Source organism: Agarivorans albus (genome assembly GCF_019670105.1).
In the GTDB taxonomy this organism is placed as follows: Bacteria; Pseudomonadota; Gammaproteobacteria; order Enterobacterales; family Celerinatantimonadaceae; genus Agarivorans; species Agarivorans albus.
In genome coordinates, this window is the sequence record NZ_AP023032.1 from 2,169,135 (window position 1) to 2,195,291 (window position 26,157).

At 43.4% G+C, this 26,157-nt stretch carries 25 protein-coding genes; 12 read left to right on the forward strand and 13 right to left on the reverse strand.

All coding sequences use genetic code 11. The features are described 5' to 3' along the window. Nucleotides 1-99 precede the first annotated feature (99 nt). On the forward strand, nucleotides 100-516 hold the full coding sequence (locus K5620_RS09970; RefSeq protein WP_016403048.1) for a CBS domain-containing protein: 417 nt from the start codon (nucleotides 100-102) through the stop codon (nucleotides 514-516). Then, nucleotides 516-1,952 carry a cobyric acid synthase gene (locus K5620_RS09975; RefSeq protein ID WP_040307470.1) on the forward strand — a complete coding sequence of 479 codons (1,437 nt, stop codon included), beginning with the start codon at nucleotides 516-518 and terminating at the stop codon, nucleotides 1,950-1,952. The genes K5620_RS09970 and K5620_RS09975 overlap by 1 nt, the downstream gene beginning before the upstream one ends. On the opposite strand, the gene K5620_RS09980 is transcribed toward K5620_RS09975, so the two are convergent. After that, nucleotides 1,949-2,911, reverse strand: a complete 963-nt coding sequence (locus K5620_RS09980) for a TAXI family TRAP transporter solute-binding subunit (protein WP_016403046.1) — start codon at nucleotides 2,909-2,911, stop codon at nucleotides 1,949-1,951. The two genes, K5620_RS09975 and K5620_RS09980, sit on opposite strands and share 4 nt — an antisense overlap. A gap of 291 nt (nucleotides 2,912-3,202) precedes the next feature. Between K5620_RS09980 and K5620_RS09985 the strand changes: the two genes are divergently transcribed. Together K5620_RS09985 and K5620_RS09990 are read left to right on the forward strand one after the other, a co-directional pair. Then, nucleotides 3,203-3,964, forward strand: a complete 762-nt coding sequence (locus tag K5620_RS09985) for a copper homeostasis protein CutC (protein ID WP_016403044.1) — start codon at nucleotides 3,203-3,205, stop codon at nucleotides 3,962-3,964. Between the two features lies 1 nt (nucleotide 3,965). Beyond that, complete coding sequence (locus tag K5620_RS09990) at nucleotides 3,966-5,810, forward strand: glycerophosphodiester phosphodiesterase (protein ID WP_016403043.1); 1,845 nt, start codon at nucleotides 3,966-3,968, stop codon at nucleotides 5,808-5,810. Between the two features lie 7 nt (nucleotides 5,811-5,817). On the opposite strand, the gene K5620_RS09995 is transcribed toward K5620_RS09990, so the two are convergent. Genes K5620_RS09995 through K5620_RS10020 form a run of 6 tightly spaced genes read right to left on the reverse strand, consistent with a single transcriptional unit; the run spans nucleotide 5,818 to nucleotide 10,180 of the window. Continuing rightward, complete coding sequence (locus K5620_RS09995) at nucleotides 5,818-6,105, reverse strand: TfoX/Sxy family DNA transformation protein (RefSeq protein WP_016403042.1); 288 nt, start codon at nucleotides 6,103-6,105, stop codon at nucleotides 5,818-5,820. A gap of 24 nt (nucleotides 6,106-6,129) precedes the next feature. Beyond that, on the reverse strand, nucleotides 6,130-7,083 hold the full coding sequence (locus K5620_RS10000; protein ID WP_016403041.1) for a 5-oxoprolinase subunit C family protein: 954 nt from the start codon (nucleotides 7,081-7,083) through the stop codon (nucleotides 6,130-6,132). After that, entirely contained in the window at nucleotides 7,076-7,738 is a 663-nt protein-coding gene (locus tag K5620_RS10005) for a 5-oxoprolinase subunit B family protein (protein ID WP_016403040.1), read from the reverse strand. Before K5620_RS10005 ends, K5620_RS10000 begins: the two co-directional genes overlap by 8 nt. A 5-nt stretch (nucleotides 7,739-7,743) precedes the next feature. Further along, a complete protein-coding gene (locus tag K5620_RS10010) occupies nucleotides 7,744-8,487 on the reverse strand; it encodes a 5-oxoprolinase subunit PxpA (protein ID WP_016403039.1) in 744 nt (247 codons plus the stop codon). A 9-nt stretch (nucleotides 8,488-8,496) separates the two neighbouring features. Continuing rightward, nucleotides 8,497-9,399: a LysR family transcriptional regulator gene (locus tag K5620_RS10015; protein ID WP_016403038.1), complete on the reverse strand. Its 903-nt coding sequence runs from the start codon at nucleotides 9,397-9,399 to the stop codon at nucleotides 8,497-8,499. Nucleotides 9,400-9,418: 19 nt separating this feature from the next. Next, nucleotides 9,419-10,180, reverse strand: coding sequence for a YciK family oxidoreductase (locus tag K5620_RS10020; protein ID WP_016403037.1), 762 nt, complete (start codon nucleotides 10,178-10,180; stop codon nucleotides 9,419-9,421). Nucleotides 10,181-10,330: 150 nt separating this feature from the next. Here K5620_RS10020 and K5620_RS10025 point away from each other — a divergent pair, with 150 nt between their 5' ends. Beyond that, nucleotides 10,331-12,787 carry a VolA/Pla-1 family phospholipase gene (locus tag K5620_RS10025; RefSeq protein ID WP_016403036.1) on the forward strand — a complete coding sequence of 819 codons (2,457 nt, stop codon included), beginning with the start codon at nucleotides 10,331-10,333 and terminating at the stop codon, nucleotides 12,785-12,787. A gap of 109 nt (nucleotides 12,788-12,896) precedes the next feature. Beyond that, entirely contained in the window at nucleotides 12,897-13,922 is a 1,026-nt protein-coding gene (sohB, locus tag K5620_RS10030) for a protease SohB (protein ID WP_016403034.1), read from the forward strand. A gap of 62 nt (nucleotides 13,923-13,984) precedes the next feature. On the opposite strand, the gene astB is transcribed toward sohB, so the two are convergent. Next, nucleotides 13,985-15,325, reverse strand: coding sequence for an N-succinylarginine dihydrolase (gene astB / locus K5620_RS10035; RefSeq protein ID WP_221077480.1), 1,341 nt, complete (start codon nucleotides 15,323-15,325; stop codon nucleotides 13,985-13,987). A 302-nt stretch (nucleotides 15,326-15,627) separates the two neighbouring features. Here astB and topA point away from each other — a divergent pair, with 302 nt between their 5' ends. Beyond that, the gene (gene topA / locus K5620_RS10040; protein ID WP_221077481.1) at nucleotides 15,628-18,270 is read left to right on the forward strand and encodes a type I DNA topoisomerase; all 2,643 of its coding nucleotides are present in this window, start codon (nucleotides 15,628-15,630) and stop codon (nucleotides 18,268-18,270) included. A gap of 60 nt (nucleotides 18,271-18,330) precedes the next feature. Here topA and K5620_RS10045 read toward each other — a convergent pair whose 3' ends face one another. The 3 genes from K5620_RS10045 to K5620_RS10055 form a co-directional block, all read right to left on the reverse strand. Continuing rightward, complete coding sequence (locus K5620_RS10045) at nucleotides 18,331-19,290, reverse strand: methylenetetrahydrofolate reductase (RefSeq protein ID WP_016403030.1); 960 nt, start codon at nucleotides 19,288-19,290, stop codon at nucleotides 18,331-18,333. A gap of 115 nt (nucleotides 19,291-19,405) precedes the next feature. Next, nucleotides 19,406-20,170 carry a hypothetical protein gene (locus tag K5620_RS10050; RefSeq protein ID WP_016403029.1) on the reverse strand — a complete coding sequence of 255 codons (765 nt, stop codon included), beginning with the start codon at nucleotides 20,168-20,170 and terminating at the stop codon, nucleotides 19,406-19,408. 33 nt (nucleotides 20,171-20,203) lie between these two features. Continuing rightward, nucleotides 20,204-20,896: a sensor histidine kinase gene (locus K5620_RS10055; protein ID WP_016403028.1), complete on the reverse strand. Its 693-nt coding sequence runs from the start codon at nucleotides 20,894-20,896 to the stop codon at nucleotides 20,204-20,206. A gap of 163 nt (nucleotides 20,897-21,059) precedes the next feature. Between K5620_RS10055 and K5620_RS10060 the strand changes: the two genes are divergently transcribed. The 4 genes from K5620_RS10060 (at nucleotide 21,060) to K5620_RS10075 (ending at nucleotide 24,365) form a co-directional block, all read left to right on the forward strand. Next, nucleotides 21,060-22,076: a DUF2817 domain-containing protein gene (locus K5620_RS10060; protein WP_016403027.1), complete on the forward strand. Its 1,017-nt coding sequence runs from the start codon at nucleotides 21,060-21,062 to the stop codon at nucleotides 22,074-22,076. After that, nucleotides 22,073-22,840, forward strand: a complete 768-nt coding sequence (locus K5620_RS10065) for an alpha/beta fold hydrolase (RefSeq protein ID WP_016403026.1) — start codon at nucleotides 22,073-22,075, stop codon at nucleotides 22,838-22,840. Before K5620_RS10060 ends, K5620_RS10065 begins: the two co-directional genes overlap by 4 nt. A 48-nt stretch (nucleotides 22,841-22,888) precedes the next feature. After that, nucleotides 22,889-23,455 carry a hypothetical protein gene (locus K5620_RS10070; protein ID WP_016403025.1) on the forward strand — a complete coding sequence of 189 codons (567 nt, stop codon included), beginning with the start codon at nucleotides 22,889-22,891 and terminating at the stop codon, nucleotides 23,453-23,455. Nucleotides 23,456-23,543: 88 nt separating this feature from the next. Continuing rightward, nucleotides 23,544-24,365 (forward strand): lipase family protein, encoded by an 822-nt coding sequence (locus K5620_RS10075; RefSeq protein ID WP_016403024.1) that lies wholly within the window; start codon nucleotides 23,544-23,546, stop codon nucleotides 24,363-24,365. A 25-nt stretch (nucleotides 24,366-24,390) separates the two neighbouring features. Here the strand turns inward: K5620_RS10075 and K5620_RS10080 are convergent, their stop codons facing one another. After that, the gene (locus tag K5620_RS10080) at nucleotides 24,391-24,768 is read right to left on the reverse strand and encodes a hypothetical protein (RefSeq protein ID WP_016403023.1); all 378 of its coding nucleotides are present in this window, start codon (nucleotides 24,766-24,768) and stop codon (nucleotides 24,391-24,393) included. Between the two features lie 251 nt (nucleotides 24,769-25,019). Between K5620_RS10080 and K5620_RS10085 the strand changes: the two genes are divergently transcribed. After that, on the forward strand, nucleotides 25,020-25,181 hold the full coding sequence (locus K5620_RS10085; RefSeq protein WP_016403022.1) for a hypothetical protein: 162 nt from the start codon (nucleotides 25,020-25,022) through the stop codon (nucleotides 25,179-25,181). 28 nt (nucleotides 25,182-25,209) lie between these two features. On the opposite strand, the gene K5620_RS10090 is transcribed toward K5620_RS10085, so the two are convergent. Further along, nucleotides 25,210-26,151 (reverse strand): YeiH family protein, encoded by a 942-nt coding sequence (locus K5620_RS10090; RefSeq protein ID WP_016403021.1) that lies wholly within the window; start codon nucleotides 26,149-26,151, stop codon nucleotides 25,210-25,212. Nucleotides 26,152-26,157 lie beyond the last annotated feature (6 nt).

A 26,157-nucleotide genomic window follows, 5' to 3' on the forward strand; every position in this document is an offset into this window, starting at 1 on the left:
GGATGTAGATGAAATTTTCTATAGTTTGTAATAACTAAGCCACCAATTAAAGTGGCTTATGTTTATAATGGAATTAAGCCCAACAGATTGGAGAATCACTTGAATATCAAAGATATTATGCAAACTCGAGTTGTTACCGTAGGCATGGATCAGCGGCTATTCGATATAAAAGACATTTTTGATAATGTGAGTTTTCATCACTTAGTGGTACTTGATGATGAAGATGCCGTGGTTGGCGTTCTTACTGAATCAGATTTGTTAGCCTCACTCAGCCCTTATTTGGGAAAAGCAGCTGAAAGCCAACGTGACGTGCATACCTTAACCCAGCGAGTTCACCATGTGATGACTCGCCAGCCATTGTGTTGTGACGCCAATACCAGCATTAGCGATGCTGGCCGTAGCTTAGTGGACAAAGGCATTAGCTGTTTGCCGGTGATTGATGAGCACAATAAGTTGCTGGGGCTTGTGACTTGGCGTGATGTATTAGCCTGTTTGCTAGTGAACAACGATAACTAATGCAAAACACTACCAAGAACCAATCTCCAATCATGTTTATGGGCTGCACCAGCGATGCGGGCAAATCCTTGGTATGCGCACTGGTTTGTCGACATTTAACCAACCTTGGTAGCAACGTTGCGCCGTTTAAAGCACAGAACATGAGTAACAATGCCGCGGTAACTCAAGAAGGCGGAGAAATTGGCCGCGCCCAATATCTTCAGGCGATAGCCGCAAAGCAAACACCCAGCATAGATATGAACCCGGTGTTGTTAAAACCACATAGCGAAAAAGGCGCTCAGGTGGTGGTGAATGGCGAAGTAAGCCATGACCTGTTAGCGAAAGATTGGCACCAACGAAAATCTGTACTTTGGCCTGCCGTTACGGCTAGCTTGGCTCGCTTGCAACAGGGTTTTTCTCAACTTGTTATTGAAGGAGCTGGAAGTCCCGCTGAAGTTAACTTGCGTAAAAGTGATATCGTAAATATGGAAGTGGCCTTGCATTGTGAGGCATCGGTTTATCTTATTGCTGATATCGACCGCGGCGGAGCCTACGCACATCTACTAGGAACATGGATGTGTTTAAGTGCAGAAGAACAACGGCTTGTAAAAGGTTTTGTGCTAAACAAGTTTCGAGGTGAACAGGCTTTATTACACGATGCCAATGAGTGGTTAGAAGAAAAAACCGGCATACCAATAGTAGCAGTGATCCCATGGACTGAGCATCAATTACCAGAAGAAGATAACTTTTTTCACCGAAGCGTTTGGCAAGCTAATTGTCTGAATGTTGCCTTAATTGTTTACCCTTATGCCAGCAACTTAGATGAGTTTGATCCTTTGGTGTATCAAGCAGGGGTTAATGTTGTGCCAATGCGTGACAACCAAGATCTAGGCCATTTTGACGCCATTATCTTACCAGGTTCTAAACACGTGGCTGCTAGCCGAAAGCATTTAGCAAAAACAGGTTTAGACAAGCAAATTGTTAATGCGGCTAAACAAGGCGTTCGGGTAACTGGCATTTGTGGTGGTTTACAGATTTTGGGGGAGCGCAACCTCGATCCTAGTTCTGTAGAAGGCGAAACGTTTGATGGTTTAGCCTTGCTGCCGCTAACTACTGTTTATTCAAATGTAAAAACGACGATTCAACGAAGCATTAACTACTGCGATGAAACAATAGCTTGTTATGAAATTCATCATGGGCAAACCCAATGTTCAGTTCATGTAGATAGCTTTGTTGAACAAGCAACGGGGTGGCAGCTAAATAACATCCAAGGCTCTTATCTGCATGATTTGTTTACTAATAGAAAGGTGTGCCAAGACTGGCTAGAAAGCCTTGGTTGGCAAGGGCAATGCGAAGATTGGAATCAGGTATTAGACAATGAATTAGATAGGCTATGTGACAAGTTGGACTTGCCACTTAGCCAGATATCGGAGCATGCTGGGATAACTAAAGCTTAGTTTACCCAACCTTGTTCACGATAGTAACGTAGCGCGCCAGGGTGAAGTGGTGCACTTAAGTTGGTATTGATCATTTGCTCTACGTTCAGCTCTGAAAGAGCGGGATGCAGAGAGCGCAGGGTATTCAAGTTTTCAAATATAGCTGCAACGAAGTTATATACCGTTTGCTCCGAGAGTTGTTTATCGGCCACTAGCGTTGCACTTACGCCAATTGACGATACATCGTTTGGGTTTCCGTGGTAGGTACCACCTTTAATGGTTACTGGGGAGAAGTATTCGTACTTTTCTGCCAGCGCCATAATGGTCTTTTTAGACAAACTCAATAAGTTTGACTCACACATAGTGGTAGCACGGGTTATCGAAGTATTCGGGTGGCCAACAACATAAATAATGGCATCGGTTTTCTTCCCACATAAGGCGCGACTTTGCTCGTCTGGTTTAAGGTTGGTAATTTTAGAGAAGTCGGACTCTTGCCAGTTTAACTGCTGCATAACCACCTGCATGGTGGAATATTGACCAGAGCCCACCGGGCCAAGGTTTAGAGCATGGCCTTTAAGCTCATCAATTTGGCTAACATTTAGATCGGCGTTAACCAATACAGTTAAGGCTTCTGAATAGAGTGAGAGCAGTGAACGTAATTCACTATAAGCACCTTGTTCAGTGAATTCACCAGCGCCTTGGTAGGCTTGCCAATGAACGTCTGATTGAACAATGGCTAAATCAATGTCGCCGGCTTTTAGCGCTTCTATGTTATCACTAGAACCCCCCGAGCTTTCGGCGGTACAACTTAATTTTCGGTGTTCGTTGCTTTGTTCAAGAAGTCGGCATAATGCATTGCCAGTTGGGTAGTAAACACCACTTACGTTGCCAGTGCCTACAAATAAGTATTCATTGCTATGCGCCAAGTTTGCGTTGATCGCTAGTGCAGCAGTCAACAAATATAGAGAAAATCGTGTCATTGTTTCACCCGAAAATGTCTTCTTTCCTTAGAATAACTTAGCCAATATACACAGTTATTTAGTAAAACGCTTGTTTGGGCGACTAAGTTGTGAGCTGGAAAACCTTCGATTTTTCTTATTGTTAATCTATTCAGGGGCAAAAGTGACTGGCTTTAGAGTAAAAGCACAGTTATTTTGGCTGATTATTTTTGATCTAGTTAAACAAAGCGCCGTTTATGTTTCGCATAGTGACTCGTTGCTAAACAATAATCCGTTATAATCAAGCCAGTATTTTTTAAAGTGGTTACTTGTTTGGTTTCTTCAGACCCTTCTGGTTATACGCTGGAAATTTGTTGTTATAGTGAAAATGACATTATTAGTGCCATCAAAGGTGGTGCTACGCGCATAGAGTTATGTGCAGGACAGCGTGATGGAGGTACTACACCGAGTTACGGCGCACTGCTGCAAGCCCGCCAATATCTGCCAAAAATTAACATTGTGGTAATGATTCGCCCACGGGGTGGAGACTTTTGTTATAGCCACAGTGAACTACAACATATGGTCGAAGACATTAAGCTAGTTAAACAGTTAGGGTTTAACGGCGTGGTGTTTGGTGCGTTAACTCACCAAGCTACTGTTGATCTTGATGCCTGCAAGCGACTTATTGCAGCTTCTACCAATCTAGCTAGCACTTTTCATCGCGCTTTTGATTGCACAGCTAATCCTACCGTTGCAGCAACGCATCTTAGCGAATTAGGCATAAATAGGGTGTTGAGCTCAGGACAACAGAATTACATCGAGCAGGGATTATCATTGCTAATAGCCTTACAGCAACAACATCAAAATATCGAATGGATAGTGGCTGGGGGCGTTCGTGCTCACAACTTAGCTATGCTAAAAATGCAGGGAATAAAGCATTTTCATAGTGCCGCCTCGGAGCCTTTGTTAAGCCAGTTTGATACTCGTTATGCTTTAGCAATGGCTGCTGATAAGGATCCACAATTAGAACTACAACGCGCCCAAGTTTCTCAACGAGAAGTGAGCTCCATGGCCTTAGCTCTAGAGCGTAATTAATATGTTGCCAAACTTACTGCATCGTATTCGCCATTTTGTTTATTACTTGGCGAGCTCATTAAAAAATCGCGGCATAGCCATGTTTGGGGCTTATCTATTAGTGCAAGCTAGCTGGCTCGCCATATTTGCGCCTTTGTCGATAGTGGTGAGTGAAGCGTTGATGTCTTGGTATGGGCTAAAGGGAGTTGCCAATCAAGAGCTATTGGCTTTCTTCTTATCGCCCAGCGGCTACTTGTTCGCTATATGGCTAGTCGCGATGGCCTTATTCAACTTCTTCTTGCAGCAGGGTGCTTTAACCTTATTGCTTGCGCAGCACGAAGTGAACAAACGTTCGGTGTCGCAGGCGATTCGTTTACTGGTTAATCGTGCTTGGACAATCGCTAGGTTAGCGTTTTTGCAATCTGCTTTGCTGATTAGCATTAGCTGTACGCTGTTGTTTATTGGCCGTTGGCTGTTTGGCTTAATGTTAGCTGACTGGGATATTAACTATTATTTAGACCAGCAACGAAATCAGCTTTGGTTTTATTTTGCCGCCTTAAGTATTGGCGGCTTACCCTTAGCTGTTTGGCTTGGCGCTAAATGGCTTAACTGGTGGTTTGCCTTGCCATTTTGCATGTTGCAGAAAAAGCCGCTGCTTGCTCAGCTCAAGGATTCCACCCAATTAAGCATTGGCCAACGTAAGTTAATTTTGTGTTTGAACCTTGCTTGGTTTGCCTTACGCACCTCTGTATTTATTGCGGTGATCGCTGGCTTTATATGGTTACTTCGCATTAGTCTAAATTGGTGGGCGCCTGAAGACGTCACTCCCTTAGTATTATTGCTTTTCAGTGCAACAGTGCTGGCGGGTGGCTCTGTTCTTAGCTTTTTAGACACTTGGCTGTACGCAAGTATTCAGTTCTATCTATTTAAGGTATTGCTAAAACAACACAAAGAAAGCGTAAGCAAACAGCACCAACAGGTTCTTAATGAAAATCATCGCGTTCACTTAGGCTTGCGCCTGATGTTTATTGCTGTTTTGTTGTTGGGCGCTAGTGAAATGAAAGAGGAAATTAGCGCCTTTAGTCAGCGTTTTAGCGAGCCAAGCTCAATGCTGGTGATGGGGCATCGGGCTGGAGGTTGGTTGGCTCTAGAAAACAGTTTAGAAGGCTTACAAAAGTCGATAAACCTGGAACTGCCGGTGACCGAGATTGATGTACAGTTGACCGCTGATGGTCAAATAGCAGTGGTTCACGATCGCGACTTACGCCGCTTAACGGGAAGTGATTTGGTGGTGCCAGAAAGCTCATTTGCGCAGATTCAACAGGCCTTTGTGGACGCAGGATTTAGCCAACCGCAGGCCTTACCTTATTGGTTAAAAAAGAGCGCCAACAAGATTACCTTAAACATTGAACTTAAACGCTACAACAATTCTTTAGCCTTGGTTCCGGCGCTATTAGAGTCTTTAAAAGAATATCCATACCCGGTCATCATAAGTAGTTTAGACATTGAGCTGCTTGAAGAACTAAAGCTGCAAATAAGCGGTACCGAGTTGGCAAATAGGATTAGCACTGCCTTTATTGCTGCAGCCAGTTTTGGTGAGTCGGCGGTTCAACAAAATGTTGATATGTTGATTGTGAACCAGCAATGGTTGAACGCTTGGCGACTTTTTAGCGCCCAGCAGCGTGGCCAAGAAGTACATGTTTGGACAGTTAACAATGCTGCAGACGTTGAGCGACTTTATTATTTACGGGTAAATGGGGTGGTTACTGACTCGCCAATAATGGCTTTAGAAACCTTAGAACGGCTTAACGGTTTAAGCGACGTTGATCATATAGTAAATAGTTTGCGCTATTGGTTAGCACTCTAACTTCTGCTTACTTAGGTGCTAGTCCTAGTTCGTCTAGCTTGAACAAAATCTCAGTTTTATGCTGTTGTTTAATCTCTTGCCAATGGCGATCTTCTCTTGCGCCGATTATCGCGTAGATAGAGTTTAAACCAGTGCCTTTTACTTGGGCTTTTAAACGCCCGTAGAGTTGGTAGGGATCGATGGCCATAAAGTCTTCGACGGAGTGAATATCTACCTCTGCCAATATTTCTTCGCTGCGTGGACCAAAGCCTTTTAAGTCCCTTAGTCGCTTAGGTTTAGCTGGTGAACTGCTCATAATGGATTTAGCCTCTTAGCTGGCTTAGTTGAAGAAGTTTTCAAAGGCTAGCCAGCGCTGTCGTTGTTCCTCAACACTGCTTAAGTAAAAGCTTATGCTTTGCTTTGGATGCCGTTGGTTTAAAGCAAATAAGTCTAGCCGAGAGATACAACCCAATTTGGGGTAACCACCAATAGTTTGCCTATCAACAGACAGAATTATTGGTAAGCCGTTAGGTGGGATTTGCACAGCGCCTAAAGCTATTGCCTCTGATTCTTTAGCCTGGGGAACATTGTCTATAGCTATGCCTTCTAATCTCACCCCCATGCGGTCGCTTAACTCGCTGAGTTGATATTCCTGTTGCAAAATCTGTTGTCGTTGTTGCGGACTAAATGCGTGGAATTGATAACCTGGAATAAGCGCGAGTTTTAAGTGTTCTTTATAGTTTGGAATAAACTGATGCGGAGTTTGTTGCACTGGAGTGGAGGCCAGTTGCTTAGCACTTTTTATAGGATAAAGGAGTTTGTCATTTTGCTTTAAAGCCCGCCCATTAAAGGGACCTAAAGTCTGCTTCGGTGAACTGCTTACACTATTTAGCTCGCTGTCGAGTAAAAAGCCGCCTTGTATCGCCAAATATGCTCTTAGCCCTGAGCGACTAGGACCTATGTGTAAAGTTTGACCGGCTCCCACATTAATACTCTGCCAAGTGGTAATCGGTTTGTTGTTTGCTTTATTTATTTCAAAGCTAAGCGTTACTGCCGCGCCACACACCGCAATCTGGCAGGCTTGCTCAAAATGCAGCTTAGCGCCACCAAAGGCGATTTCTAGGGCAGGGCTGTTAACCGGATTTGCTAACAAGCGGTTAGCCCAATTAAAGGCGTGCTTGTCTGCGGGACCACCTGGGCTAACGCCGATGTGTTGAAAGCCAATACGCCCTTGATCAACAACTAACATCTGCGGACCGCTACGAAGCACGGTGAGTGAGGCTGCTTTAGTCACTGCTGTCTCCGTAGCTGAGAAATTCCTTATAACTGAGCTCAACAAAACGTACTTGATCACCTACCGTTAACGGGCACATGGGATCGAGATGTTTATCAAATAGCTTTATGGGGCTTTGGCCAATGATGTGCCAGCCACCTGGGCTATCGCTGGGATATACGGCGCTCATATCTTCGGCTATTGCTAGGCTACCAGCTGGTACTTTGCTTAAGGGAGTGGACTTGCGAGGCAGTTTTAGCTGTGGGTTTAGTCCGCTTAAGTAAGTAAAGCCAGGCATAAAGCCAATCATCTTTACTTTATAAACACTTTGTTTATGCAGCTCAATAGCTTGATTAACACTGAGTTGAAGTTGCTGAGCGACTGCTGTTAAATCGGGCGCTAACTGTTCTGCGTAGCAAACTGGAATATCGAATACTTGGTGACTAGTACGTTTACTTAATTGCACTTCAAACTGCTGAACAGATATGCCTATCGATTCGAACTGCGTTTGGCTATTGCCGATGCAAAGTAAAGTATCGCTGGCCACGATAATATCAGTGATGTTGGTAAGCTGGTTTTTCAGAAAATTCGCTAAATCAGGCAGTGCTTGGCAGTGGGGGGCTGATATGCTGCTTACCAGCACGCTATCTTCATTAACATAATCGATGCAGTACATACTGACTAATCTTTCTTTGAGCGTTGGATTTGCTGCTTGATGGCTTGAACCAGCTTAACGGCTGCTTGATTGTCGCCATGAACACACAGGGTATCAGCTTCTACTTCTAATAAGCTGTCGTCAGCGCAGCGTAAGCTTTGTTGCGTGAGTAACAAATCTACTTGTTCCAATATGTGTTCTTTGGTTGAGAGTACCGCTCCAGTTTGACTACGTGCTTGTAAACTCCCGTCGCTTAAGTAGCGTCTATCACAAAAGGCTTCTTTGATTAGCGATAGTTGGTATTTTTCTGCTAGCTCACTGATAAAGCCATGGCATTGGGTGGCGTGTACCATTAGTTGAGGCACCTTATTGAGGCCAGTTAGCGCTTTGCATACTGCTTCGAATATAGCCGGCTGTTTATGCATGTCGTTATATAAAGCGCCATGTGGTTTTACATAACTTAAGTTAAGCTCATGAAACTGGCATAAAGCATCTAAAGCACCTATTTGTGTGAGTAGTAGGCGAGTGAGCTCATCGGTTTGATAGGGGATAGAACGCCGGCCAAAGCCAGCTATGTCAGCGTAACTTGGATGCGCGCCTACTGTGACAGCATGTTGCTTGGCTAGTGCTAAGGTACGACTCATTACATTGGGATCTGAAGCATGCCCACCACAAGCTATATTCGCGAGATCAATATGGGGCATGAGCTGCTCATCAACCCCCATTTCCCATACGCCGAAACTTTCTCCCATATCGCAATTTAGTAACATCTACCTTCCTTAACGTAGCGTTTTACAATGTTGAATCAGTAGCTTTGAAAAATGCTGGCCAGCTGGGCCTAGTAGTTCTGGGCGTGGCACTACCAGATAGGTAACCAATGACTTGGCCGCACCGCCACTTACATTAAGTTCAACCAAACTGTCATCTTCGAAATGCGGTTGAGCGATATGTAGTGGCAGCCATGCAAAGCCTAAACCCTGCTTAAGTACTTCTACTACGCGATGAAAACTACTAAAGGTCCAGCGCTGTTCGGCGCGTAACCAACCTCTATCTTGTTGAGGGTTTTTACCTGTATCACGGATCACTAGTTGGACGTGTTGTATCACTTCGTCTATCGAGACTGGTTGTGGCATTTTAGCCAAGGGATGATTGCGATGAACAACTGGAACTAAGGTGACAACACCGAGGCGTTCACCCAAAACACCTTTAGGCAAGTGAGCAGTGATCACCAAGTCAAACTCACCTTCAGCTATTGCATCATCAGCGCCACTTACTACGGTATCAATAACTTCGACACGAGTGCCTCTGCTTTCCGGTAAAAAGGCTTTAAGTGCTTTAATAACGGGAGCTTGAGGTTGAATAATTTCACAAGCTAAGCTCAATTGTGGTTCCCAACCTTGCTCTAGACTTGCAGCAAGTAATTCTAGCTCTTGGATGTTTTGGCTAAGCAGTTTACTGCGCCTTAGCATTACTTCGCCCATTGGGGTTAAGTAGGCTTTGCGACCTTTCACTTCAAGCAGTTGAATGCCAAGTAAGTTTTGTAACTTACTGACAGCGTGGTTCAGTGAGGATTGGCTTTTGTTTAGCTGACTGGCGGCTTGTGCGTAGCCACCATAATCCACAACGGCCTGAAAAATACGCCACTGCTCTAAGGTGCTTTTGGCGCGAAATGGCTTGCTCATCGTTCGCTATCCTAACTAGTTACTTAGGTTGCGCATCTAAGCTAGTGCCTGTTACCCCAATGCTAGCGTCACTCATTAGGTATAAATAATTAGGCATAATATCGAGCGGTGTTTTTAGTGTTTTTGGATCTTCGCCGGGATATGCGGTTGCACGCATTAAAGTGCGGGTTGCACCTGGGTTTATACAGTTACTGCGTAAACCGGTTTTATCAAATTCGTCTGCAATGACCTGCGACATGCCTTCTATCGCAAATTTAGACACCGAATAACCACCCCAATAAGCACGGCCTTTTTTACCGACACTTGAAGAAGTAAAAACTAATGAGGCATGGTCACTTTTAAGCATTAACGGAACTAAAGCTTGGCTAAGTAAGAACTGTGATTTTACATTTACCTGCATAAGTTGATCCCAAAGATCTTCTTCTATTTGCACGTATTGGCTTAACACCCCCAAATGCGCCGCATTAAGAAGGGCGCCATCTAATCTGCCAAATTGGTTTTCGATGGTGGCCGCCATATCAAGATAGTTTTGTTGAGTAGCACCTTTTAAATCTAGGGGAATAATGGCTGGTTGTGGTGCGCCTAATGCTTCAATTTCATCATATACAGCTTCAAGCTTTTTAACTGTTCTTCCTAGCAAGATCACTGTTGCACCGCATTGTGCAAAGGATAGAGCCGCTTGGCGGCCAATGCCGTCGCCCGCACCGGTTACTAAGATGACCTTGTTTTGTAGCTCGTCACTGGCTGCTTGGAAGTGTTGAGGAGAGGTTTCCGTGCTCATTTTTCGTTCCTGTAGATGTGCGTTGGTGCACAAATATTTGATTAACAATTAAACAAGTGTTTAACGCCTGGTTAGACCTGTTGCAAAAATGTAAACAAATGTTTAAGGTTTCTTTGAAGAAACATACTATAAAAAAAGGAATTAGCTAATATGCGTCTGTCCCGAATAGCTACAGCAGTCACTCTATTTGCATCAGTTACTATAGCGGGTTGTGGTAGTAGCAACTCGCCATTTGATTTTGGTAATGATATCACGCCAAATGAGCCAAACTCAGTAAAAATTCGCTTCAATCCTCTTACTGGTGATGTATCTACACCAAATAACTTGTTGTTTAACGGTAGCTTAGACGGGACTATTAACCTACCTAGTGAAGCCGCTATTGCGCTTACTCAGCAGTATCAAGATATCACCAATGTATTAGGAGCCTTAGACGGTTGGCAAACCAGTGTGCCGTTTTCAATTCCTTTAGCCTACGGCGATGATGACGCGGAATACAATGAAGAAATTGATACAAAGTTAGATGCAAGTTCTTTCCCAGCTGGCGTGTTGTTATACAAAGTTCGCGCTTCTGGTTTTGCAGATACTTGTGCTGACGTTACCGAAAATGGTGGCAGTTTTGTGGCAGGGCAAACTTGCCGCGTTGATGAGCAGCTTGTTTACGGTGAAGACTACATAGCTACCTTTAGTGATGGCAGCTTAATTGTAACTCCTTTAGTACCGTTTGCTCCTGCTACGTCTTATATGGTGGCAATTACCGATCAACTATTAGATGAAAATGGTCGAGGTGTTGCCGCCGGTGAGGCCTACCAGTTATTGAGTTCTCCAATCACTGCTGATGATGATGCTACGGTGCAAAGCCTGAAAGGCTTAACAGCGTTTAATAATGGCTTGTTGGCCGCTGAAGGCGTAACTGCAAATGTAAGTTACTCAGCAGTGTTTACCACTCAATCGGTAGGAAGCGTGTTAACTACTTTGCAGCAGATTTATGGTGGTATGGCACTAAATAGCTTATTACCATTGAGCGCACTTGTTGATACGGGCACTACAGCGCAAGACGTTGCCAATGCTGCTCTTGGTAGTAGCCAACCAGGCTTTGTAGCCGCTAAATACTTTAAGTCTACCTTGGCAGTGCCTTATTATTTATCAGACCTTGATAATCCTGATCTAACTGGTGCGGATGTAAATAAATGGGCACAAGCTAAGACTGATAGTCCAGTAGCCATTTTACAATTGCTGCAAACCAATGCTGATTTTGCTGACCAAGGCAGTGCAACAAGTTTTTGGGCCCAGGCCGGCGCAAAAGGTTTTGACGTTGCTACATTTGGTGGCTTAGTAGCAGGCGGTGATACAACGACCGCTGGTCAAATGCTTGCTCAGGCAGATTTAGCTGGACTTACCTATATGCAAGACGGTGAAGCGATGCCAGTTGACTCACATCGCCATCTTACGGCTTATAACCCTGTTCCAGAAACTAAAAGCACTGCGTTTCTAGACTTAGATATTTATTTACCTGACGAAACCTTAACTGGCAATACCATGCCTGCCGAAGGTTGGCCAGTAGTGATCTTCCAACATGGTATTGGGTCGGTTAAAGAAACCGCGGCGGCTATTGCTGCTAGCTATGCAGCGCAAGGTTACGCAGTTTTGGCTATGGATTTGCCTTATCACGGTAGTCGAGGATTGGATTTGACCGGTGATGGTAATGCGGAAATCAGTGCCAATGACGATCCTCAAGTATTCGCCAACTTGAGTAGCTTTTTAAGCATTCGAGAAAATCTACGTCAATCAACAGCCGATTTACTCGCGGTGCGAGCTGCCTTGCAAGCAGCTGGTGCGCCTGCTGAACTTGACGGCAGCAAAGTACATTATGCAGGTCAGTCATTAGGAGCAATTGTCGGTGTTGGTCCAGCATCGGTTGCTGATACGGTAAACGTAAGCGGTTTTGACATTGATTACAGCCTACAAAGTGTTTCGCTTAGCGCACCAGCTGGCGGTTTAGCTGGAGTGTTCCAGTACTCACCTAGTTTTGGTCCAATCGTAGAAGCAGGGTTAAAATCTAACCCCGGTTACTTAGCGCTAGTTGCTGCTGGCCTTGGCTTTGAAGACAATGACACTGCAACAGCCTTAGAGCAGTTTGCAGTATATCAAGCCACTTACCCAGAAGCAGCACAGCTGGTGATTGACTCGAATTATCCTGCATTTGCGTCAATTTTTGGGTCGTTAGCGCAAACAGTGGTAGATGGAGTAGATCCAATTAACTATGCGCAATCCGGTTTTGCGATGCCAGTATTAGTGCATGAAATTGTGGGTGATGGTAGTGAGGGTAGCGGTGATCAAGTTATTCCAAATAGCCTTGCAACGTTGCCGTTAGTTGGCACCGAGCCGCTGATTGCTTCAATGGGTCTAGAGGGTACCGAAGTTACCTCAGCAGGTAGTTATGCGGTGCGCTTTAGCCAAGGCTCTCATAGCTCACTGATTTCGCCAGCAGCTAGTTTGGCTGCTACGGTTGAAATGCAAACCCAGTTTGTTAGTTATGCAGTAAGTGCTGATGCTGGAAATGCTAGTGTTGTGGTGAGTGATAGTTCGGTAATTGCTCCGGCTCAATAAGCACTAAGTTATCGGTTCTAAGGCCTGCATCGCGCAGGCCTTTTTTGTTACTTGGTTCAGTGTGCAAGCTATGGTACTAATAGCAGCTCGAAAATATGAGGGCAGAAGTTTGGATTTTTTGATTGAGTTTGGATTGTTTTTTGCGAAGGCCTTAACGATTGTTATCGCTATTATTGCTGTAGTTGTGGTTGTGATTGCCGCTTCTTCTAAGACTAAACACAAAAGTGGTGAGCTTGAAGTTACTGATTTAAGTGAGCAACACAACGAGGTTGAGGAAAAACTTAATCATAACCTCATGAGCAAAGAGCAACTTAAACAGCATAAGAAGCAACTAAAGCAACAACAAAAAGAAGATAAGAAAAAAGGCGAAGAACAAACTAAACCACGATTGTTTGTTATCGACTTTAAAGGCAGCATCGACGCCAAAGAAGTAGCCAGTTTACGTGAAGAAGTTTCTGCGGTACTTATCGCAGCGAAGCCAGAAGATGAAGTGTTAGTTCGTTTAGAAAGCGGCGGCGGCATGGTTCACGGATATGGTTTAGCGGCTTCTCAGTTAAAACGGATTAAAGCAAAAGGCATCACACTTACTATCGCCGTTGATAAAGTTGCCGCAAGTGGTGGTTATATGATGGCTTGTATCGCTGATAAGATTATTGCAGCGCCGTTTTCCATCGTTGGTTCAATTGGCGTAATTGCGCAGTTGCCAAACTTTAATAAAGTATTAAAGAAAAACGATATCGATTTTGAACAGGTCACAGCCGGTGAGTTCAAACGCACCCTGACTATGTTTGGCGAAAACACCGATGAAGCACGCAAGAAATTTCAATCTGAACTAGAAGAAACTCACGTTCTATTTAAAGAGTTTGTTCAAGAGTTTCGTCCGCAGTTGGATATTGCAAAAGTAGCCACTGGTGAGCATTGGTACGGCACTCAAGCATTTGCTTTGGAATTGGTTGATGAAGTATCTACCAGTGACGATTACTTGATGCAGCAGTTTGAGGAAAAACAAGTTATCCAGTTCAAGTACCACACTAAGAAGAAATTAGCAGAAAAGCTCAGCCAAGCGGCAAGCATTGGAGTAGAGCGTGGCGTAATGAAAATTATCCAGTCTCAATCTTGGGATTGGACCAAGTAATATCAAGCTAACAAATAGCAATCAAAAAGCCTGACCTTAGTCAGGCTTTTTTATCTGCTCAGTTAAGCTTGTTGGAAAGGGTATACAGAACCTAAGTGTAAGATTTGGGTTAGCTCATCCAATGCGGTATTCACTTCGGTGATTAACTGAGGGTCACGTAAATCATCAAAAACCAAGCTATCTCTGTAGTGCTTATCAACCCACTGGTTTAGCGTGCTAAACAGTTGTTCATTCATGATAGTGTGTTGGTTTACTGCAGCCAATTCCATGTCGTTTAACGCCACACGTAAGCGCAAGCAAGCTGGGCCACCACCGTTGCTCATACTCTGCTTAACATCAAAGTAATGGACTTGCTTAATCGGAGTATTTCGGCTTACTAAGTCTTCTAAATAAGCACTCACTTGAGACGATTCTTGACAGTTTGTTGGCGCAATAATTGCCATTTCACCTGGTGCAGTGGTAACGATCTGGGTATTGAATAAATAGGTTTTAACTGCTTCTGAAACACTCACTTCATTGTCGCTAACTTCTATGAAATGTAGCTTATTATCGCCGAAACGCTGCTGAATATGCTGAAGTTGTTGCTGAGTGTTTAAAAAAGCTTGTTGATGATAAAACAGCACATTTTGGTTGCCCACCGCTATCACATCGTTATGGAAAACACCTTGGTCAATTACTCCAGGGTTTTGCTGAATGAAAATCGCAGTATCTTGGTCTAAACCATGTAAGCGAGCTACTGCTTGGCTTGCTTCTAGGGTTTGCCTTGCGGGAAATTTTTTAGGAGCAATTACGCTGGCATCTGCAGCTGAGCGGCCATAAACAAATAGTTCTAAGCCAGCTTCGCCGTAATTTGAACACAATCGGGTATGGTTAGCCGCACCTTCGTCGCCATAGTAGTCGTTTTCTGGCAAATGTTGATGGTGTTCAAAGTATTTACTATCGGAAAATACCGCCTTCAAAATATTACCGGTAACTTGTGGCTCAATAGAGCGATGCAGCTTATTAGTTAGGTTTGCTGGGGTGAAATGTACTTTGCCATTTTCGGTGTCTGCGCTTGGCGATACGGTGGCTGCATTAGCAGTCCACATGCTTGATGCCGAATAACTAGCGAGTAGGGCATCTGGCGCATTTTTTGCCGCTTGTTGTAAAACTTGACTATCGTTACCGGTAAAACCGATACGACGAAGAAGATTGAGATCGGGACGTTGTTGCGGAGCCAACACGCCTTGAGTAAGCCCTAGGTCGTGCAAGGCTTTCATTTTTAATAAGCCTTGTTTGGCGGCTTCTTTAGGGTTTGAGGCATTTTGGGCATTGGATAAAGAGGCAACGTTGCCAAATGAAAGACCCGCATAATTGTGGGTTGGGCCAACTAAGCCGTCGAAGTTGACTTCAAAATGTTTCATAGTCTTCCTTTTACTACGCTCACTTAAAAAATGAGTTATCTTTTATTGAAAAATTTGACACCAATGGTTATTTATATTGGCAGAAAAAGAAAATCAAGCGTATAACACTACGCTTTACTGGGATTTTCAGATGTTATCAGTTTGTATCTTGGTGGTCGAGTGCTTAATTATTCGCCCAATAAACCAAAGATGCAAAAAAGTTATTGACCTATGCTAAGTCTCGAGCAATATAAAAAAGAACGAATATCTATTACTTTCCGTCAATAGGCCAAGTTGGTGGACACAATGGTAAAAAGAAAAATATGAGCAAATCTCTGGTAATTGTAGAGTCACCAGCTAAAGCAAAAACGATTAACAAGTACTTGGGTCGCCAATATGTGGTGAAATCAAGTGTCGGTCATATTCGTGATCTGCCTAGCAGTGGAAGTGCAACCAATAAAAAGAAAGCTGCGCCTGTTTCAACCAAAGGATTAAGCGCAGAAGAAAAAGCCAAAATAAAAAAGGCTAAAGACAAAAAAGCGCTAGTAGCTCGAATGGGTGTGGATCCCGAGAAAGATTGGAAAGCCAATTACCAAATTCTGCCTGGCAAAGAGAAAGTAGTAAACGAGCTTAAAACGCTTGCCGAAAATGCTGACACTATCTATCTCGCAACCGATTTGGACCGCGAAGGAGAGGCCATTGCTTGGCACTTAAAAGAAATTATTGGCGGCGATGACAGTCGTTTTAAGCGAGTAGTATTTAACGAGATTACTAAGTCAGCAATTAAAGACGCGTTCTCGCAGCCAAGCGAATTAAACATGGCGCGAGTGAATGCCCAGCAAGCCCGTCGATTCTTAGACCGAGTTGTGGGTTACATGGTATCGCCACTGCTTTGGAAAAAAATTGCTCGTGGATTGTCTGCTGGACGAGTTCAATCGGTAGCGGTTCGTCTGGTCGTAGAAAAAGAGCGTGAAATTAAAGCCTTTGTACCAGAAGAGTACTGGGATATTCATGCTGATCTAGCCACACAATTAGGCGAAGGCTTTCGCTTAGAAGTTGCTAAAGAAAACGGTCAGGCCTTTAAACCGGTTAATAAACAACAATCAGAAGCGGCAGTTGCGACTTTAAAAAGCGCCGATTATCAAGTTGTCAAACGTGAAGATAAACCGACACGCTCAAAGCCAAAAGCACCTTATATTACCTCTACGTTGCAGCAAGCAGCTAGCACCCGTTTAAGTTTTGGCGTTAAACGCACCATGATGTTAGCTCAAAGGCTCTATGAAGCAGGCTACATCACCTATATGCGTACTGACTCAACAAACTTGAGTAACGACGCTGTAGAGGCTGCTAGAGGCTATATTGGCGATAATTTTGGTGATAAGTATCTACCAGACAACCCTTTACGTTATTCAAGTAAGGAAGGTGCTCAAGAAGCGCACGAAGCAATTCGACCTTCAGACGTGAATGTAACCAGTACTCAATTGGCTGGTGTAGATGCTGATGCTGCTAGGTTATACGATTTAATTTGGCGTCAATTTGTAGCCTGTCAAATGACTGATGCTCAATACGATGCTACCACCGTTACAGTGAGTGCAGCTCAATTCGAATTACGTGCTAAAGGTAAGATTTTGCGCTTCGATGGTTGGACAAAGGTTCAGCCAGTAGGCAAGGCCAGTAAAGCCGATGATGGTGTGTTACCAGCGGTGAGCCAAGGTGACAAACTCAACTTGGTTGAGCTTGATCCTAAGCAACACTTTACCAAGCCACCAGCGCGTTTCAACGAAGCATCATTAGTTAGAGAGCTAGAGAAGCGCGGTATTGGTCGCCCGTCTACCTATGCGTCAATTATTTCAACCATTCAAGATCGTGGATATGTACGCACCGAAGGTCGTCGTTTTTACGCTGAAAAAATGGGTGAGATTGTTGCTGAACGCTTAACTGAAAGCTTCCAAGATTTAATGAATTACGACTTCACCGCAGAGATGGAAGAACGTCTTGATGAAGTTGCTGATGGCAGTATTGAGTGGAAACAAACACTTAACGAGTTCTATAAAAACTTTAAGAAGCAACTAACCGTTGCCGACGATGACGAAAAGGGGATGCGTAGCAATACTCCTGTTCTGACTAACATCGAGTGTCCTGATTGTGGTCGTCCTATGGGCATCCGCACCGCCAGCACCGGTGTATTCTTAGGTTGTTCTGGTTATGCATTGCCACCAAAAGAGCGTTGTAAGTGCACTATCAACCTTATTCCTGGTGAGGAAGCGGTTGCCGCTGATGCAGAAGAGCAAGAAACAGAGGCTCTGCGAGCTAAAGAGCGTTGCCCAGTTTGTGGTACTGCCATGGACAGTTACCTTATTGATGAGACCCGTAAGCTACACGTGTGTGGTAACAACCCAGATTGTGAAGGTTATGTGGTTGAGCAAGGTAGCTTTAAGATTAAAGGCTACGACGGGCCTATCGTTGAGTGTGAAAAATGTGGCAGCGACATGCAGTTACGCACTGGACGATTTGGCAAGTACATGGCTTGTACAGGTGAAGATTGTAGCAATACCCGTAAGATTTTGAAAAACGGTGAAGTGGCTCCACCACGTGAAGATCCCGTTCATTTGCCTGAACTACCCTGTGTAAATAGTGATGCCTACTTTGTATTACGCGATGGCGCATCCGGTATCTTTATGGCCGCAAGTAACTTCCCACGCTCACGAGAGACACGTGCGCCATTAGTGGAAGAATTGAAGCGCTTTAGAGATAGATTGCCAGAGAAGTTTTACTATTTAGCTGATGGACCAACAGAAGATCCAGATGGGGTTAAATCTTTGGTTCGATACAGCCGTAAGACTAAAGAGCAATACTTAAGCACTGAAGTCGACGGTAAACCTACTGGTTGGAGAGCGTACTTTAGCGATGGTAAATGGACCATTGAAGATAAGCGCAAAAAGCCTAAAGCCAAGAAAAAGGCGTAAGTAGATAGAACCAAAAAAAGGAAGCGAAAGCTTCCTTTTTTATTGGCTATTTTTCGATGATTAGCTGTTTAATTGCAACTGAGCCAGCTTTTTGTCCATGGTGGCTTTTAGTAGCTTATACAGCAAAATAGCGGCATCAATTTCTTCTTTACGGTTGGTAAGGCTTTCTATGTTTAGCCCTAAGGGGATCCCAAGCGGTAAAACGGCTTCTAGTATCTGCACTAAGTTGTTGTAACAAATTAGGATTGATTCTTTTAGCGGTTTGTCAGCATTGAGAATACGCAGACTGGTTGCTTCAGGTACCGATATTCCCAACCATTCAATAAACTCTAGGGTTTTAGCACTACCACAGGGTGAAAAGGTAAGAATGATCCGCTGCGGTTTTTGCTGGCTCGCGGCACACTCATGGGCATAACGGGTTAGCATATCGATAGTAGCTTGAGCGTTATATACCGCCTGAGTCACAAAGTACTGGCAGCCTTGGTGTGTTTTATGGATTAACCTAGCATGTTCATCACCTTTCTTGGCGTGCCGCTCAGCGATGGTTACTCCACCTAAATAAAACTCTGGTGCATGACTTGCGATTGCTTTGTAGGCATCGGCCAAACTTAATTGAATATCATTGGTTGCCGCAGGGCTGCCTACTAACACCAAGTCGCGAATTTCAAACTGGTGCCATGCTTCTTTTAACCAATTTACAAAATCTTGTTCGTTTCGTTGAGAGACACTTTTGTAAGTAATTACCGAGCGTTCACTTTTATGCATTAGCAGTTGCGCGTACATACGCGGATCATGTGTTTGCATGAAAGGAAATGGGCGAGGCTTGTCGATGCGGCTGCTTTCATCTTGAATGTCGTAAACAATTAGGCCGTCATACTCAATTTCATCTAAACGAGACAGCAATTTATCTGCAATGTCGCTGACTTTTTCGATATCGGTATTTTGTTTAGGGGGAGTGGTACCTATGAAGTAAACCCCATGGAAAGGGTCACTAGAAATCTGCTCAAGTGTTTTACGCATGTTGTGTTTGCTTTATTTATTTAGTTAGCGATATTTTCGCATAGCTTTGAGCTGCAGGTCTAACTTTCTGAGTTAGGCTGCTAATTCAAAGCGATTACGATGAGGTGGGGAAGTATTACCACTTTTTCTTGGGTTGAAACAATACATCTAACTCGTCAGTTTCTTTTTCTGCTAAGTTTTCTGCTTCTTGTTTGCTGTCGGATTTAAGCTTGTCGCTCATTTCTTGGTTCATCCGGCGCATGTCTTGTAGTTTTTGTTCTAGGTAGGCATCGCGGTCAGAAATATTGCTCAAGGCTGATATTCCTTTATTAAGCAATTGGCGAGCCGTGCCCCATTGGCGCAGCGCTTGGGCTTCTACAGCGCGCTTAAGGGCGTTTTCGATGTTCACTTTTAGCTGCATTAACTCTAAGCGTCGGTCTTCTAGTACAAACACTTGAGTGTTTAAACGACCTTTTGCATGTTCTGAGCGTACTACCGCACGAATTTTTTTAATGATTTGCAGCATTTGCAGAGCATCTTTATCAGTATCAGGGGCTCTAAAAGCACTGTCACTGATGTCGCCTGCATTTTTTATTTGGCTTAGTTGACCTTTGGTTGCGCGAATACGGTTATTTAAGCCTTTAACGCTAGGGTCAGTGGTTCTAATTTGATTGAGGGCTTCTAACATTCGTTTATGCAGCAGCTCTACCAATTCTTTGCTGTAAGGCAAAATAGAGGAATGCAGTAGCAACTCTTCCGTTTCGTTAATAATTGCCTTTTGCTTGGCAATTGCTAAACGGCGTTCGGTTTCTTGCTTCTGTTTAAATTGTTGAACCATGTTGTAGGCGATGACTAAAAATAACAACGCGCCTATGCCAAGCAATACTAAGGTAAATACCATACTTAAACCGAAAAAATATCCTAAGTGTTTGTGCTACGGGAGATATAAACTAAAACGGCTACCACCTAAAGAACTGCCATTTTCTAGTTTTATTTTACCTTCCTTGCCCGAATTTATATGTGCTTTAGCGATCAATTTTGCGAAAAATAAACCTAAACCGCTACGATTTTTAACAAAATTTATTTGCGAAGCTACTTCTATATTTGCCAAGTCGATAATGTCCTGGGGAAATCCATCACCATCATCATCAATTTGGATGCATAAATAGTTATCGGCTTGTTTTGCAGATATTTTAATTTGTTTTTTTGAATAGCGAAGCGCATTCACCACAATATCATTAAGTAGGTAGTCCACCAGTACGCCATCAAAGTACCAACTTAGTGAAGGTTCCACATCTATTTCAACCTTCATTTCTGCTTGTTCGATGAAGGTTTGGTTCTTGTAATAAATGTCGTTGAGCAAGTCTTCTAGGTACTGCTCTTCAATGGTCATTGGCATTTGTTCTTTTTCGAAACGATAAAGCGCCAATAACTGCATCAAGCTTCCGTTTAAGCGTGACACTTCGTAATGCAAGCGCGACAGTTCTTCGCTGTCTTCTCTGCCCATTTGCTTTGAGCGTAAGGCGATGGATTCTGTTGACTGAGTCAGCATACATAGCGAATTTTTCATATCGTGAACTGCAGTGGCTAAAACTGATGAAAAATCTAGCTTGTCGTTTACTGGCATGTGTAGTCCTTATAAGCACGTTGTTGCAGTGTAACCGAAGCCCAGCTTTGTCGCAAAATCAACTACTTCCAAAATACTATTAAGATTACATAGTGAGCTGGTAATAAACCTGTCATGGCATTTTGCTAGATGTAACTTGCCAATTATAGCAAGCGAGGACGCGATGCAAGGCCAGAGTGAATTCCCAGAGATGGATCAGCTGCTTAACATTCTTCAGCTGTTTCCAAATAAGCTTAAAGTAGAGTTACTGTGTGAAGTAAACAGCAACACTAATGACTCTTATCCTGTTCATGCAATTAGCCTGGGTAATGCCTCAATTGATAAACCTGGAGTATTGTTTGTAGGTGGGGTTCACGGTGTTGAACGTATTGGTAGTCAAGTAGTGTTGTCTTTTTTAGCCAGCCTGCTAAACCGGCTTGATTGGGACACACAACTACAGTACCTCCTCAATAACTGCTACCTTGGTTTTGTACCTATCGTAAACCCTAGTGGCATGGTTATGCAGCGAAGAGCTAACGCTAATGGCGTAGACTTAATGCGTAACTCGCCAAGTATCGCTACCGATGGCGCAAGCTTTATGGTTGGAGGGCAGCGAATCAGTCCACATTTACCATGGTTTAGAGGCAAAAATGGCCAAGCAATGGAAATGGAAAATCAGGCCTTAGTTAAATTTGCTCAAACCAACTTATTCCCCCGGCCTTTTAGTTTGGTATTAGATTGTCATAGCGGTTTTGGTCACAGTGACCGGATTTGGTTTCCTTATGCAAACTCGGTATCACAGCCTATTGATGACCTTGGTGTGGTTTATCAGCTTCGAAAAGCTTTTTTTAGTGGCTTTCCGCACCAAAACTATCTGTTTGAACCACAAACTAAACATTATGTTTGTCATGGTGACCTTTGGGATTATTGCTACGATCAGTCTTTAGCTTACCCGGGTACGTTTATTCCTCTTACTCTGGAGATGGGTTCGTGGCGTTGGTTAAAGAAAAATCCACTTCAGCTGTTTAACAGTTTAGGTTTGTATCATCCCATGAAGCCACACCGAGTACAGCGAGTGCTAAGACGGCACTTAATATTAATGGAGTTTTTAATGGATGCCTGCCATTCATGGCAAAGCTTCCTCAATGATCCACAATTAGACTTAGACAAGAAAGCAGCAATAAAGAAGTGGTATTCATGACTAGTCATCAACGACCAATTGTTTTGGTTAGAGGGTTAATTCGAGAGAAACGCCATTGGGGACGATTTCGAGAACTCCTGCAGCAGGCCTTTCCTGAGCGTACAATTGTTAGTTTTAACGTCCCCGGTAATGGCCACTTATATCGCTTAAAAAGTGCAGACAGCGTTTGCCAAATGCGGCAAAGTTTGCGAATTCAACTTCGACTACAAAATGTAGACATTGATTGTGTAGATATCGTTGCCATTTCATTAGGGGGAATGTTGGCCGTAGATTGGGCAAATAAATTTAGTCATGAAGTTAACTCGCTGGTTTTAATTAACTCTTCTAACGCAGCGTTTTCACCGTTTTATAGTCGTTTAAATTGGCGTATTTATCCCTCTTTGCTAAGCGCTATTTTCACTCAAACTACAGTTTCTCGGCAACGAAAAATCATGGCTTTAACCACTAACTTCCCACAACAGCACCAGCAAGTTTTGTGTTCTTGGGTTAGCTGGGCAATGCAGTATCCGGTAAGCCTAGAAAATGCTTATTTGCAACTTAAAGCGGCTGCAGCTTTTAAAGCACCTAATAAGCCCAAACAAGCAATGCTGATCCTAAATAGCCGTAGAGATAAATTAGTTGATTGCAGTTGCAGTGAACTGCTCGCTAAGCGCTGGCAAGCAGATCTTAAACAGCATCCTACCGCAGGGCATGACCTTCCCTTAGATGCGCCGCTATGGACAGTGAAGCAGATTCAGCAATGGCTTAATGCATTAAGCTGCTAATCTTAAAGTCGATGAACTTTCGCTTGGATAAGTTAAGGAATGGTGGTTATGGGTAAATGGTTATTTTGTTTAGGCTTGTTTTCATACTCCGCGATAGCTAATCAGCTAGCGATAGAAGTGATAGAAGGGGCTTACCCCAAACTTACTTTTCGAGTAGAAGCAGCCAAACAACTTGAACTTATACCAATAACAAAGGCAAGTGTTAACGAGCAAGCAGATGCCTTGCAAATAAGCCTACCTGCAAGCAATGCCTGTGTTTACGATAACCTTCAACTATTAAGAGGGCGACTAATAACTATAGAGCTTGCTTGGAACGCCAGCATACAGCAACAAATCAATGTGTTAAGCCAAGACAAACTATGGAAAGACTTTCCTTATCGCGTGTTAGTGCCAAGCTCTAGCACGAGTTGTAAGGTGAAAGACCTTGAATTGCATTTTCCAAGCCTTTCAGCGTTTAGCGGGGGGTGGGGAAGGCTAGAGTTAAATGATAAAACAGGCGTAATTGCACACGGTTTTTTTGTGGTTCAGCAAGTTGGCAATGTTTATATCTTTAACAAGGTAGTTCCTAACCACGTTAAGGCTCAGCAATATTGGTTAAAGTACTACGCACAATAGCAGTGTTGGTGCTGTTTCATTAAAGTGTCATATTAAATTGTGAACACTATGTTTCAATATACAACCAAAACGCCTTAGGTAGCTTTGTTTGAACCAACCGCTAATTCAAGAACCCATCGCTAAGTTAAAAAAACTAAAACGTTACCAATACGAACGTTATGCGGTGCTTTGTCGACTGGCTTATCCGTCGGCTATGCAAGGTATGACTGAGCAGCTTGACAAGTATTTGTATCAAGATGTGTTTGATCGCTGGGGGCGGTCAACAACCCGGGTATTATGGAAAGAGAACAAAGATGAAGTGATAGTTGTTTTTCGAGGGTCAATGAACATATTTGATTGGCTGGTTAATCTTGCTTTTGTTCCACGCAAGTATCAAGCAGGAGAGAGCCACTATCATGTTCATTGGGGCTATTTGCAGCTGTTGGAGCAGTTAAGTTGCGATCCTAATCGGAGCAAAAACAAGTACACCGTGTACCAGCGTCTTGAGGCAATATTATTGCCACTGATGGCACAGGGAAAGCGCATATCGCTCACGGGGCATTCTTCTGGTGGTTGTATGGCAGTATTGGTGGCGGATAGGCTAGAGCGTCAATATCCCAAAAAAGTAAAGCGGGTCGTAACCTTTGGTCAACCCGCAACAGGCTTATGGAACTTTAAAAAACACTACAAATTGCATCGTAAAACTTACCGAATTTGCTGTGACTTAGACATAGTAACCTTTTTACCGCCCTTGCCATTTGTCTATTGGCATGTAGGTAGAATGCTATGGTTACACGATGAGAGAATTTATGAGAATACGCCAACCTGGTATCGGCTAAGTAAGTCTTTGGTTAGTTGGTTGCTATTACCGTTTACTTATCACTACATGCGTAAATACATTCGCAATAAAGACTATTTTGACGAGCACTAAAGTGCTGTAAACAAAGCGGAGTTAGTTAAGAGCCTGCTGCACTACGGTAAGATTGCACCGCGCGGATCCCTTTCTTACTCACATTCACTACTTCAGTTCTTGGCCATCGTCCACAGAGTAAGGTAATAAACTGCTCATCTTCTTTGTAGTAAACGTAGCGCTGTCCTTGGCCTAAGCTACAACAAACGGGTTTGTCATCTAAATAGCTAATGCTAACAAAACCGTCTTCAGAGTTAACACTTGGACACCAATCCTGCGTTGTACCGCCATGGTGGTTGGGTTGTTGGGCTCGCAATACCGACAATACGTCTACGGTGTTAGCTGGGTGAGTTGAAAACCAGTTTAGGTAATCGGAAAAGCTCAATTCTTTGTCGTAAAACTTTGCCAAAGTTACTTTTTGCATTTGCAATATTGCTAATATCATCACCAACAACGCGATGATGAACGGAAAAAGTATTCTATAGAACAAAGTTTGAAACATTGTGCCTGCCGTAAGTATTGTGACCGCGGACGATTCTAACAAAAATGTGATGCATGTCTAATTATTATTCGCCTCAACAATCATTCTTTATAAGCAGCAGCGCTAGCTTATAGACAAACTGAATTTGCAGAAGCACAAATGTTGGTTACAGTTTTGCCAACTGGAGGGTGCTGATGTTACGTAAAATTTTGTTAACGATTATTGTTCTAAGTCTAGTTATTGCTTGGTTTAGTAGTGATTTGATCCGAGCAGTATTCGAAGCAACAGCCTTTTTGGCGGTACTGGTAATGCTAGGTACATCGTTAGTGGGCAAACAGCGTAAATCTAACCATTAGCATTGCTCATGCAGGTTTAGCTTGCCGGTTAGTAGAAAAGCTTAATGATAACTAGTGAGCTCACTGCTATGCAGAACCATAGGCCTAATCCAAGCAATAATGGTTTACTGCCTGCTTGTTGTAAGTTTTTTGCCGTTAAGCCATAGCCGATTAAAAATAAACACACTCCCAACAACTGTTTAGACATCTCAAATAAGCCTTTGTAGACAGCCTCAAACATCGGTACATAGTTGCTGATAAGCATTGCTAAAATGTAGAAGAAAATGAAGTAGGGAATTGATACCTTTCCGTCTTTTTCTTTGAATATTATCGAGCTCATTAAGGCTACAGGGATTATCCATAACGCTCTGGCTAGTTTAACCGTAGTGGCAACGCTAAGGGCTTCATCGCCGTACGCTGCAGCAGCGCCTACAACAGACGAAGTATCGTGAATAGCAATGGCTGCCCAATAACCAAATTGGTTTTGGCTTAACTCTAATATGTGGCCCAGCAATGGGAATAAGAACAAGCCACAAGCATTCAAAATGAACACGGTCGCTAAGGCTAAGGAAATTTGTTTACTATTTGCCTTAATCGCAGGTGCTACCGCGGCAATGGCGCTGCCGCCGCAAATTGCAGTTCCCACCGAGATTAAATAGCCGGTCTTTTTCTCCATACCCACTAACTTAGCGGCAACTAAGCCAACAAATAGGGTAAAAGCGATAGAGCCTACAATTAAACCAAAACCGTGTTGCGTGTATTCAATAGCTTGGGTAATAGAAATACCAAAACCTAAACCGACCACTGAGATAGCTAATAAACGCTTGGTTAAAATAGCAATATCAATGGTTTTAGGTGTTAATCCAAAACTTGCGAAACAAGCTCCAATAACCAGAGCGCCAGGGCCGTTTATGAGAGGCGTAAGGATTACTAAGCAGGTAATTAGGCACAATACATCTGCTTTACTGAGCTGTTTTAGTTTCTCTAACATACTTAA